Consider the following 12794-nt stretch of genomic DNA (forward strand, 5'->3'; position numbering starts at 1 on the left):
GTATAACCCCGGGGCTGTCTTCATCGCCAATCAGGCAAATGGTGATATTTTTGAATACAGGCATGCTTTGGAAAGCAAATGGTGGGACTTTTCATGCCCTGCGCCTTGTGTATAAAAAAGAGACGCGGCAAAGATCAGTACTACCGGCATGCCATAAAGTATCATCCAACGGAAACGTTGAACCCCTGACTGGGCCATTAACAGTTTATCATCGCTCTTTTCTATGGTACTATTGGGTAACCGTATGACGGGAAATCCTTGGTAAGCGAACCAATGGAAAGCCGGATAGATAAAACTCTTGAAATGCCTGGCAACGGGCCTCGTAGAAAGTCCCTTGTCTCGATTGTATAGGGTAATATTACTGGGTAATGAATCATAAAAATAGGTATAACTGATATTGAGCCGGAGAAGAAAGCGCAAAAAGTCAATGCCCGGAAGATGACAGAATTGTTAAGTCCCGGGCATTAACCGGGACACTAGATATTCACTACCCTCATAAATTCTTCCGGATAGCGTAGTCCTGAAGCGATGCCAGGAGGCATGATTTCGTCGATTCGTGCCATGTCATCAGGGGTCAATTCGACATCCGGGGCCGCCATATTTTCTTCCAGGTACCTGACTCTTTTTGTGCCGGGGATAGGGATGATATCTTCACCCCTGGCAAGCACCCAAGCCAGGGCCAACTGAGCAGGTGTGCAATCTTTTTTCGATGCCAGCTCCTTCACCTTATCCACCAGCTCCAGGTTTTTTTGAAAGTTTTCTCCCTGAAACCTCGGTGAAAGCCTGCGGTAATCCCCTTCCGGCAAATCTTCAAATTTTTGAAAACTGCCCGACAAGAACCCCCTGCCTAAGGGGCTGTAGGCGACAAAGCTAATACCCAACGCGCTGCAGGTTTGTAATATGCCATCCTCAGGATCGCGGGACCACAGGGAGTATTCTGTCTGTAAAGCTGTGATGGGATGTACAGCATACGCCCGTTTAATAGTCTCAGCACCTGCTTCGGAAAGCCCCAGAAAGCGAACCTTGCCTTCCTGCACCAACGCAGCCATCGCACCGACGGTCTCTTCTATCGGCACATGAGGGTCTACACGGTGCTGATAATAAAGGTCTATGGTATCTACCCCGAGCCGTTTCAGACTGCCTTCACAACTGGATTTTACGTATTCCGGGCTGCCGTTAATGCCTCGTTGGTTGGGGGCCTCGCTGCGCACGATGCCAAATTTGGTGGCAAGGATCACCTGGTCCCTTTTACCCTCGATGGCTTTGCCAACCAGTTCCTCGTTAGTGTGAGGGCCGTACATATCGGCGGTATCCAGAAAATTGATCCCCAGTTCCAATGCCCGGTGAAGGGTCCTTATCGATTCTTTTTCGTCCCTTCCTTCATAAAATTCAGACATGCCCATGCATCCAAGGCCCAGGGCAGATACTTCTACACCTGTTTTTCCTAATTTTCTTTTTTCCATGTGATGAATAATTAAGCGGTTAATATTTGGTGTTACTTTGATTCAGGTGGGCTCAAAGCCCCGTAAGTGGTAGTACGTGTTACCCGGCCGGATGGCTTGTAAAATCTGAAGTATTTTTGCGTTTTTTTGCGGGAGGGGTCGTTAGTTGTGCTAATGGTGCAGAGGGCCCGCAATTTTGCACGGCCCTCTGGCTGCCAGGGGATTAATGGCTGACGCCATAGGAGTAAAGCTTATCTGATAAAAGTGTAACCAACAGACACCTGAATAACACTGTTCCTTGCCGCATCATCGCCAAAAAAGACATCTGAATCTGCGATATCTGTAACACCAAAATTATAGCGAACTCCAAAGTTTAAACCCATTTCCAGTTCGTAGCCCAGGCCGGCTGCCACACTCAAATCAAAATCCTTGTATATCTCATCGACATCAATTTCAAGGCCATCACCGGACACATCGGTTTCCGAATCCAGCAAGAAACCCAATTGAGGCCCCAATTCAATGCTGAAGGCCTCTGTGACGTAATACTTTGCCAGAATAGGAAGGTTGAGATAGCCCAATTTATATTTAATATCACTGTCATTTTCATCCTTGGCCCCCTGACCTGAATACAATAATTCTGCCTGCACACCCCACTGATCCGAAAACATGTAATTTCCATAAACGCCTCCATGGAAAAAAGCCCGCAAATCAGTATCTAAATCTCCCCGTAAATCAGATAAGTTTAATCCTGCTTTCACCCCATAATTAAAATCCTGTGCCTGCGCATTGAAACTAATCAAAATCAGCGCGACGGCTACTAACATTTGTTTCATCGTTTTCATTTTTCTTAATTTTGGTTTTACAAACTTTTTTCTTTCTAAAAACTATAATTCTGCGGCTGCATGAATTATGTATCAAAGTTGTAGTAAAAATGAAAAGTATCAGATGACCTGGGTTACACCGGGATTATGATTATAATTAGCTTTCAATGGAGTGCCAATCTATATGGCGGCCTGCTGTCAAAACCGCTGGTAGGCTCGAAAACCGGCTTTCTTTATCTCATCCAGCACAATACTCACCCGCAGCAGCTTCCGGGAATGAACTGTCATCAAATGTGGATGGACATCGCAGTTAAATATTACTTTCTTAATTTCCGGCATCTGAATTAAGGTAGTAACGACTTTTTTCATTTGCTCTCGGTTTTCAGTGTTAATGTTAAACATTGCCCCGTTCGTATCCGGTATAATAAATTTGTCGTTAAAAAAAGCCATTTTATTCTACATGCCACTATGAATTACCAGTTGAAGCAACTGCCCGACATGGTTTATCTTCGCTGTATTGCAAAGTAGCCTAAATTAGGTAGGTGTTAGATGACGACAGTCATCATGTGGGGATGATTTTTATCTGGTGGCTGTATTTTTTTTATCAGTGAAAACCTCTGTGTCTCTTTGTGCCTTTGTATCTCCGTGGTGAAAAATGGTGAACCACCAAGGCACAAAGAGACACAGAGAATTTTGTCGAAAACGTTGTGCAGCGGCCACGGGACGCTTGGGTGAGGTTAGGGAAGCTTGCGTTTTCATAAATTACCCCAGGCCGATATGAGAGACAGTTGGTCTTTGTTAAGTATCGTTATCCCTTTTTTGTCCGAACCGATCAATCCCTCTTCCCTGAAGTCTGACATGGTTCTGATTAATGTCTCCTTGGCGGTTCCCACCATTCCGGCCAAATCTTCACGTGTAATTTGAATGTTGGTGGCAGCACCCTCCCGGTTACTTTGAGCGGTGTATTTATCATGTAATTCCACCAGTTTCCGGGCAACCCTTTGCCTTACCGAATTATAGGCAATCTCCATCAGTTGCAATTCCCTTTCCTGCAAATTGCTGGACAGCATACTTATAAACTTTTCAGAAACACTTTTGTTGGCATAAAGTAACTTGTTAAAATCTTCTTTGGGTATAGCACAAATCTCAGCATCTTCCAAAACAACCGCCGACTCCGAATACTCCTCCGACCCACCGATAAGGCTCATGTAGCCGATAAATTCACCCTGACCATATATACCGGTGACAAATTCTTTGCCGTTTTCATTGGTTTTATAGGTTTTAACCTTGCCAGTTTGAATGAAGAATGCCATATAAGCAGGTGTACCTTCTGTATAGACATAGGATTTATACCTGTAAGTTTTCAGACTTCTGTCTTTTGAGATGTCCTTTAAATCCTCGAAGGTACTGACATCCTCAAAAAATTTATGCAGTCCGTCCAGATCCTTTGTGAAAACCTCTTTCAGCAATGCCTTTTTCTTAAAACGGCTTTCTACGGCATCCAGGAGCTCTACTTCTTCAAAAGGTTTAGTCAGGTAATCATCAGCGCCCTGGATCATTCCTTTGCGTATATCTCTTCTTTCGGATTTAGCTGTGAGAAAAATAAAAGGAATGCTGGCAGTTTCAGGTTTTTTGCTCAATATATGCAATACCCCATATCCATCCAGATCCGGCATCATAATGTCGCAAATAATAAGGTCAGGTTTGAATTCATGGACTTTCTCAACACCGGTGATACCATTTTCAGCAGTCTCAATTTCATAGTTGGCCAGCTCCAGTATTTCAGCGGTGGATTGTCTTACATCTTCGGTGTCTTCAATAAGTAATATCTTTTTCATGGTTTTGGAGGTTTTGAGGTAAATAAATTTTAAATGTAGTGCCCTTGGACAGTTTGCTGCTAAAAGTAATGGCGCCATCCATAAGCTCCACATACTTTTTTACGATGTTCAAGCCCAGTCCTGTACCTTGAATATTAGTAACATTGCGGGCCCTGTAGAATCTTTTAAAAAGATTTTGCTGTTCTTCCTCTGGTATGCCAATACCCTCATCTATAACACACAATGCCAGGCCTGACGAATCAAAGTGTATCTCCAGGGTAACTGTCTTGCTTTTTGGAGAATATTTTAAGGCATTGGAGAGTAAATTCAATAGTATATTTTTGATTATTTGCCTATCCAGCGTAACAGTAATACTGCTTCTGTTGGCTTTCAGCTCGATTTGTTGCCCTTCTTTCTTGTAGGCTTCAAGTTCCGCGAATGTCGATCTGGCAAAATCGAGCAAATCAAATTTCTCAGGCCGCAGGGTCACCTTGCCTTCTTCCAGTTTACCCAAAGAAAGGAAGTCATCCAGGATGCCCACAAGCGTTCTGACATTAGATCTGATCCGGTCGATATTCCTGATCCGTTTATCTTCTTTTCCGGGTTCATTTTGACGGGATATCAGGTTTGCCGAGGTAAGGATAGCGCTTAACGGGGTACGGAATTCATGAGATGCCATTGAAATAAAACGTGATTTCAATTCGCTCAATTCCCTTTCCTTTTCAAGGGCCTTGGTGATCCTGTGTTCAACCTTTTTTTGTTTGGTAATGTTGTGAAGTACAAAAAGCACATGATTTACCTGGTTTTTGTCACCAAACAAAGGTACCGTGTTGGCCAGATACGTGTTATCCTGAATTTCCAATTCGAAAGATTCATGTGCCCCTTTGAATGTTTTCTGAATGAAACTTTTAAAACGCTCATTTTGTAATTCAGGCATAACCCCTGTGGCACCGTTAAATATCTTTTTGCCATAAAAGTCTTCCTTACTGATATGAAGCTTTTCGATTTCTGTGCCTTCGAGGAATACTATTTCATATTCCTGATTAATTACCAGGATGATACCATTAGGAAAATGCCGCCCAATGGCTACAAATAGTGCCTGGTTTTCTCTGGCTTTTGCCTCGGCTGCCTTGGTCTCATATATCTGGTCTTCCAGGCTTGCATTGGCATCTACCAGTTTTTGCACCATGCCATTCAATTCCAAAGTACGTTTTTCCACTTTAACCTCCAGGTGAAGGGCGTAGTCTTCCAGTTGTTGTTGTGTCGTCCTTAAGTGTTCGTAAAGCTGGTGTTTTTCAATGGCTATACTGGCCAATTTGCTGACATCTGCCAGTAATTCTTTTTCATTTTCCTCAGGCCCTCTTGGCTGTGCACAGTAGATAGCAAATGTACCTATCGCCCGGTCTTCCGAAGAAAAAATGGGAATTGACCAGCAGGCCTTTATGCCATACTGCAAAGCCAGTTGTCTATAATCTTCGCAAAGCGGATCATTGTCAATGTCCGTAACAATGACTTCTTTTTTAAGAAAAGTTGTAGCTTCGCCGGAATCTACCGCTACACCGGTATGGATACCCCTGATACCCTGGCTGAATTCATCCATGAGGCCAGGAACCGCAAGTTTGTAGAGTGCACCTTCTTTCTGATCCGGGATTAAGATGGAAGCCTTGCAGTTTTCTATCTGTTCTTCCACGGTTTTCAGAATGTGTTCTGCTATAAGATTAAGTGGTTGCTGGTTGGCAATCATTTCCAGTCCCTTTCTTACCTGATCTTTTTGTACCTCTTCTTTCTTACGATCAGTTACATCGTTCAGCAGTCCAATGAAGTGGGTCAACTGTCCTTCCTCATTATGGACCGGTGTAATCGCTACTTCATTCCAAAACAATGAGCCATCCTTGCGGTAATTTCGCAGCACTACATGACACGCCAACCCTTTATCAATAGCCGAACGCATTTTTTTAATTTCTTCCTGGTCCCGGTCATCACTTTGTAGAAAACGACAGTTCCTTCCTATGACCTCATCTTTTTCATACCCGGTCATTTTTGTAAATGCCGTATTGGCGTAAATAATCGGTCGGTCTTTCTGTTGAGCGTCAGCGATAAGGATTCCGTTAATCGCCGACTCCAGGGCCCTGTTTCTGATATGAAGGGCATTTTCTATTTCCTTCTGTTGGGTTACATCTGAACCAGAGCTAAGTGTGGCTACCGGCTGGCCCCGGGCATCTTTTAAAACAGCATTGTGCCATTGAATCAACTTCTCCTTTTTTTCTTTTGTAACCACCGGCTCTTCAATGAATTCAACCGGTTTCATATCATCCTGCATCAGTACATCGAATATGTCCGACACTTGTTTTTTTCTCCTTTCGGGAATGAAGTGGTCAAACCAGTTTCTGCCCAATATTTCGTCAGGGGGATAACCGAGTATTTCACATCCTTTACGATTAATCGATATGACCTCACCCTTTTTATTGATAACCAGGAACATAGAAGCGGCTGTGTCAAGATATCGCTGTGTCGTTTCTTTTTCCTTTTTGAGCTCCTTTATTGTCTGTTTTTGTTTGGTGATATCTTGCATGAATCCTTCCAGCATAGTGATCTGACTGTTGACATCAGGTATACCGACACCTTGTTCCCAAATCCATTTTATCTCTTTATCTGCTGTTATTATGCGGTACGAAATTTCATAGGTCGTTTTTTTTAACGTGGCTTTCCGTATTTCATCCAATACCAGGTCCCGGTCCTTGGGATGGACAATCTTCCCCCAATTGACATTACCGTTATCGTAAAACTCCACGGCCTGGTACCCGGTTACACTGTAACAACCATCACTGATAAATTCCATTGTCCAGTTTTTGTCATTTTTGCAACGGTAAACAATACCAGGAAGGTTGCCAATCAGGGTGCTGAACTTTCGGTCGCTCTCATAAACCTCATGCATCGCTTTTTTCAGATCGGTAACATCCTGCATGGTCCCCATTATGTGTTTAGGCTCCCCATTCCGGTCATATGTAACCCTACCCTTAGTGATCACATACCTGATGCAGCCATCGGCTCTGACAATTCTCTTCTCATAACTATAAGGATTCCCGCTTTTTATAGCGTTATCGACCGCTCTTAGTGCTTTATCCCGGTCATCGGGATGGATAAACTGCATAACAGTCTTTGCATTGAGTCGCTTATCGCCAGGGTCCAGACCGCATATTCTGTAGAATTCATCTGAAAAATCCCTCTCACCGGTTTGTAAATCCCGGTACCAACTGCCTACATGGGCTATGCGTTGTACTTCGGCCATTCTACGCTCACTTGATACCAGGGCATGCATCACATTACTTCGCTCAGTAATATCCACAACAAATGCAATAACCAATTGCCTCCCATCGATGGCTGTCGGGCTCAGGCTTACTTCCACCGGAATCTGTGACCCATCCTTTCTTAACCCCAGGATATGCATTCCCTTACCCATGCTCCTGGCTTCAGGCCTTTTGACATACTTCTCCCTCAACCTGCCATGCGCTTCCCTGAATTTGACTGGAATGAGTGCTTCCACTTTTAGATTTAACAACTCATCAGTGTCATACCCAAAAATTTTTTCAAGCGCAGGATTCACTTTGATGAGATTTCCTTCATCATCCATTACAAGGATACCCTCTACAGACGACTCAAAAATTGCCTGAAACAGTTGTCTATTTTCTATTCCATTACCCATAGACCTGCAAGTTGAGTTCAACAGCTTTTTTTAATACCGGAATTAACAGTATCCGGACATTCAATCAGTTTTATATTAATGTCTTAACAACGGAATGCAAAAATAATATTCTCTGCAAAAGTCAGGATGATGAATATCATTCGGAAAAGTGATTCCAAGCAACACATTTTCAATTAGTTATAACTAGCTTTGCCAGGTTTATTCAAAATGGTGAAAAAAGAAGTTTTGGAGGTTACAACTTCAGACCACTGATATCAATTAAATACATTTGCCTGCCGTTTCCCCCGTGCATCGAGTCGATACAAATCAGCCTGCCGTCATTGCTGGCCCTGGGGTGCGTGTCACACCGCCATTCCCGGCCGATATATTCTTGGGGTCCATTGTAACATACAACCTTGTTGCCAGCCCCAAGACCGGCTTTCTCCGATTTCCACCCATTGATCATTGTTTTTCAGGTCAACGTACCCCATTTTAATAACATCGTCGCTGGTGGGCGACCGCTTTTGAAAGTCTACCTGCATGCCAAGTACCAGTGAATTGTCCCTGCTAAACTGGAGCTTATCATAGTAACCGAACCAATGATAACGGGGGCCTTCTGTAATGGCCCGGACTTGAATATTATTAGCTGTCAGGATAGACAACACCTCCGGGGCAGCCAGTATGCATGCTGCTTTGGCTGTGTTTTTTACGAAATTTCTCCTATTTAATCTCATAAACAATATATATAATATCCCTGACCGAGGTGATCCGGGCGGAAAGGCTGAAGTGCTTTCACTGTTCTGCCTCCTTCCAAGTTAACACTTTTATAGGTTTTAGAAAAGACTTCTTTTTGATTCAAATCCAGTATGCTGACGGTCATATCGATTGTTTTTTCGTCATTCCAGTCTGAATTTCAAAGCCCTTCACTTTCAACAATCTGTCCCTCAACGACTCTCCGTTGTGGTATTTCCGTATAAAATGTGGCTTCCTTTCTTGGGCCTTCCGGAAAATCGTAGAAAAACTGCCGTTCCGGATACATGTCTGACTATACCCTGGCCTCATGAAATTCGAATCGCATTTATCTTGCTTGCTGTAGATGTGCAGAACTTGAGACTATGGCTTTATTTTACAGGCGAAAACGTTGTGCAACAACCACTATTAATCAGCCCTCAACCGCTGCTTTCAGTAGTTTTAACCCTTTTTCATTCATCGCCTCCATTTCCTTTTTCGCCCCAAATACCCACATAAAGAAAGCATCCACCAATCCGGATTCCAGTTTGAAGTCCTGCGTAACTTTAATTCCCCCTCCGGCTTCAGAAAACGAGTATTCAAACGTCGGCGCAGCTTTGAAAGGTTTTTGGATATCACACTTCATCCCGATGAAATCCAACGCCTCGATTTCTACAATTTCCTGATAGCCCAGGTCTTTCCCTTTATTACCCTCCCAGTGATACCGGGCCCCTACATGCCCATCATTTCCTTTAATTTGGTATTTTTGAGTAGGATCAGCAGCCAAAAATGGCGACCACTGCGGAAAGTTTCTCAGGTACCTTACCATATCAAAAACCTCTTGCCTGCTCCCATTGACAATAACACTTTTTGTAATCTGAATTGTTCTTAACTGACTTGCCCTGAACAACCCAAACCCCATAACCACCAACAGCAGCACCCCAATTATCATTAAAACCATTTTCATTTTCATTTTCATTTTAATTTTTACTTTCATTTTAATTACTCCTGATTGATATCCCTGACTTCTACCCTTCCGCCAACAGAAAGTATGGGACAGGCTTTTGCCATTTCAACGGCTTCATCAAGGGATTTAGCCCGTACAATCATATTGCCGCCAATTGTCAATCCCCCGGAAAGATGAATACCAGTGGTAACAGCCTGGTCAGGGGCAATTTGCCGGCCTTCAAAACCCAGTCGATGGGTACTGACCAACTTTTCCTGAATGGCTATATCGCCGATAAACTTACCCCATTGCCGATGTTGGGTATCGCGTTCTTCTTGTGTGGGTTGGTACTCAAAATCAGGCTCAAACCTGAAAATCATCATAAAGTTTCTTGAATCTGTCATTTGTATAAAATCTAATTGTTGAAAAATATATGACAAAGGTCAGGCGAAGAAATTGAAAAAATCTTGCCATATGACAAGAAACAGGGCTGGCATATAAAACTTACCGGACCATTACTTTTTTGCCTGAATCAGCTTACGGTAAACGGAAAGGTGCAGAAAAATGATGGTGGCCGGGGCAAAGGCAGGAATATAGCAAAAAGGAAATGCTGCCAGGGTATCTACACCCCGGGCACCGGTCTCAATGGATATTTTTGTGAGAAAAAATGCCATAGTGGCTGTTGCAAGGATATCCAGGAGCCCAAATGTATTCCAGGCAAATGTCAGCGGTACAGCATAGGATTTTTTTTGATGGATAGCGGCAGCAACGAAAAGGCTGGTTAGGGCCGTCAAGACATCACCAAAGCCCGCAATCACTGCAAATGCCGGCGGTAGGGTTTCATAAAAGGCCAATATCAGGAAAAAGCTACCTATCAACCTGAATATATGGATCCTGACCAGATCAGCTAATGCGATCTGGCTTAAAACCTTCCTGTAAAAGGGCCAATTAAATACGATAACCACCAGAAAAGCCAGCAAAGGAACAGCCGTTAACACCATGATACGTGGCGGCAAACTGACTTTTTCAAAGGCCCCGTTGAGGCAGGCGATCGTGACATAAGACAGATACAACAGGTAGAAGGCCAGTATCCCATAAAATACAACAGGACGCCTATCGTCTGTCGCACCTTTTCTGCCAAGGCTGGCTATTAAAAAAACGGGAATGGGTATAACCATTAAAAACAGTATCGAAACCCATAATGGTACCTCATTTGTAAATATATTCATCTTTTTTCACCTGTTATCTAATATATTTTTTCTTATTCTGCTCAGCGATGTATCAGTAACCCCGAGATAAGTGGCTATATGTTTCAATGGTACATTTTGAACAATGCCGGGTTTTTGTTCCAACAAACTCAGATAGCGGTCTTTGGCCTGATCGGTTATCATCGAAACCGTATGCCGTTTTAACTCAAAATAGTTGTTTACAAGCCGCGTCCTGCCCACCTCCCTGAATGATTCTATATGAAACAATTTCATAAAATCATCAAAAAAAACTTTCCATACCACACAATCTGTCATGGCCTGGATTGCTTCTTTGCAAGGTTGTTTCAAAAAAAAGGAATGCCAGTCGATGACAATGTCGTTTTTACCGAAAAATTTTGTAGTGATATCATTTCCCTCCGGGTCAACAGCATAGGAGCGGATGTAACCACTTTCGACAAAAAAATAGTAATTAGCCGTTTTACCTTCCCGTATCAGGTATTCATTTTTGGAAAACTCATGTTTGTTAAACTGTTCTAATACTAATGTTAACTCTTCATCTGAAAAGTTCTGAGGTTTGAATATTTCCTTCAGATAGTCTTTTTCTCCCATTCTTTACATTTAAGGCCGTTCAGTTTGGTATAATCACGCTCTCATTTCCGCCTGTACTGAGACTTGGTTCAGGATTATGCCAGGTACTTTTTCAACAAATCCCTGCCCTTTTTGATGGCGTCCCTACCGCTGTTGCCAGTCCGGCCGCACCCAACATGGCTATTTTTTTAAAAAATTTTCTTCTTGAATTATTATTTGACATAACGCTCATCGCTGCATTTTTTAGGGTTAATACGAGGTTTAGATCTCCCAGCCCTTCCGGTAATCGCGGGTCAGATACTTGTTTGCCGATTCATCATTGGTGACTTTCATACTGGCAGTGTTTTTTGTTTTGGGAATTTCATCCCGATCATGCATGAATGTGGAAAGGCCACATCGTTGTTTACGGGGGTGCACACCTGGTCTTTTACAGTTCGGGTGGTAGTTCCGTACGCTTTGGCGCTTACTGGCGGTGTGTCAATACCCAATGCCCTGAATAACGGAAATAAGCTGTAATGCCCCATATCTGCAATACTTCCTCCACCGAATTCATACCATCCTCTGAATACATTATGCGTATAGTTTGGATGATAAGGCCTGTCCGGTACGGGCCCCAACCACAGGTCCCAATTAAACCCTTTGGGCACTGGCGGCTTTTCGGTAGGGATTGAGGTCCATTGAGGCCATACCGGCCTGAATGACCAGTTATGAATCTCTTTTAACTCACCGATGACCCCATCGTCAATCCATTGTTTGATAAGTGCCGGTTCCGGTCGGTCACTCCAGGCCAACAGGTGGGTAATCACCTTAGTCTTCTTTTCCGCGGTTTCAATGGTTTTTCGGGCCTCATGCATCCTGTTGGCAATGGGTTTATGGGTAATCACATGTTTGCCCTTCTGCATGGCATCTATGGCAATCCTGGCATGAAGATGATCAGGTGTCATGATCTTAATAACATCGAGATCCTTTTCATTTTCAAGTAACTCCCGGTAATCCTCGTAGGCAGTACACCCTTTGTAAGTCCCGGAAGGTTTATTTTTGCCATAGTATTTTTCAACATACTCTTGTCCGATATCACGGCCTCCCGGTATCCACTGGTAACCGGCACCCCATTCAGGAGCCCCCAGGGTATTGCGGAAACCATGAGCAGACCAGTCCAGGTAATCGGTAGACACCTTTACGGGATCACATACCGCCACCACCTGCAAATCAGGGTGTTGCAATAAGCCAGGCATTTCACGGAGACCCTGGGTGCAACAACCGATGTTAGCAATTGTGATTTTATCTGAGGGAGCTACATGACCCTCACCGCCCAAAACATGTCGTGGAACTATAGAAAAGGTGGTTGCAGCGGCGGCAGTTGAACTGAGAAAATCCCGCCTTTTCATGTTTTTCTTTATACTCATAGTGCGATTCTTTGGGAGTGAAAAATCCTTTTTGACAGTTTACGAAAAAGGTAACTAAAATCAAAGTTGATACCGCGGGGGTTACACAACTCAAGAATGCGCCCGTATTTTTATTTTATCAGCGAAAACGGCTGTGTCTCTTTGTGTCTTGGTGC

At 43.5% G+C, this 12794-nt stretch carries 12 protein-coding genes; all 12 read right to left on the bottom strand.

Annotated features, from left to right (window positions below):
• Positions 1-30: 30 nt before the first annotated feature.
• The 12 genes from AC04NP_RS14035 to AC04NP_RS14090 all read right to left on the bottom strand — a co-directional run bounded on the left by AC04NP_RS14035 (position 31) and on the right by AC04NP_RS14090 (position 12621).
• Entirely contained in the window at positions 31-420 is a 390-nt protein-coding gene (locus AC04NP_RS14035; RefSeq protein WP_482860393.1) for a hypothetical protein, read from the bottom strand.
• Between the two features lie 56 nt (positions 421-476).
• A complete protein-coding gene (locus AC04NP_RS14040; RefSeq protein ID WP_482860394.1) occupies positions 477-1463 on the bottom strand; it encodes an aldo/keto reductase in 987 nt (328 codons plus the stop codon).
• Positions 1464-1693: 230 nt separating this feature from the next.
• A complete protein-coding gene (locus tag AC04NP_RS14045) occupies positions 1694-2275 on the bottom strand; it encodes a porin family protein (protein ID WP_482860395.1) in 582 nt (193 codons plus the stop codon).
• A 186-nt stretch (positions 2276-2461) separates the two neighbouring features.
• Positions 2462-2632: a hypothetical protein gene (locus tag AC04NP_RS14050; protein ID WP_482860396.1), complete on the bottom strand. Its 171-nt coding sequence runs from the start codon at positions 2630-2632 to the stop codon at positions 2462-2464.
• Positions 2633-3018: 386 nt separating this feature from the next.
• Positions 3019-4101 carry a response regulator gene (locus AC04NP_RS14055; protein ID WP_482860397.1) on the bottom strand — a complete coding sequence of 361 codons (1083 nt, stop codon included), beginning with the start codon at positions 4099-4101 and terminating at the stop codon, positions 3019-3021.
• The gene (locus AC04NP_RS14060) at positions 4079-7783 is read right to left on the bottom strand and encodes a PAS domain S-box protein (protein WP_482860398.1); all 3705 of its coding nucleotides are present in this window, start codon (positions 7781-7783) and stop codon (positions 4079-4081) included. The genes AC04NP_RS14055 and AC04NP_RS14060 overlap by 23 nt, the downstream gene beginning before the upstream one ends.
• A 341-nt stretch (positions 7784-8124) precedes the next feature.
• A complete protein-coding gene (locus AC04NP_RS14065) occupies positions 8125-8496 on the bottom strand; it encodes a hypothetical protein (RefSeq protein WP_482860399.1) in 372 nt (123 codons plus the stop codon).
• A 428-nt stretch (positions 8497-8924) separates the two neighbouring features.
• Positions 8925-9458 (bottom strand): SRPBCC family protein, encoded by a 534-nt coding sequence (locus AC04NP_RS14070; protein WP_482860400.1) that lies wholly within the window; start codon positions 9456-9458, stop codon positions 8925-8927.
• A 35-nt stretch (positions 9459-9493) separates the two neighbouring features.
• On the bottom strand, positions 9494-9841 hold the full coding sequence (locus tag AC04NP_RS14075; protein WP_482860401.1) for a YciI family protein: 348 nt from the start codon (positions 9839-9841) through the stop codon (positions 9494-9496).
• A gap of 111 nt (positions 9842-9952) precedes the next feature.
• Positions 9953-10666: a hypothetical protein gene (locus AC04NP_RS14080; RefSeq protein ID WP_482860402.1), complete on the bottom strand. Its 714-nt coding sequence runs from the start codon at positions 10664-10666 to the stop codon at positions 9953-9955.
• Between the two features lie 6 nt (positions 10667-10672).
• Positions 10673-11254, bottom strand: coding sequence for a Crp/Fnr family transcriptional regulator (locus AC04NP_RS14085; protein WP_482860403.1), 582 nt, complete (start codon positions 11252-11254; stop codon positions 10673-10675).
• Positions 11255-11562: 308 nt separating this feature from the next.
• Complete coding sequence (locus tag AC04NP_RS14090; RefSeq protein WP_482860404.1) at positions 11563-12621, bottom strand: Gfo/Idh/MocA family protein; 1059 nt, start codon at positions 12619-12621, stop codon at positions 11563-11565.
• Positions 12622-12794 lie beyond the last annotated feature (173 nt).

It is taken from the genome of Agaribacillus sp. DX54, from assembly GCF_056858335.1.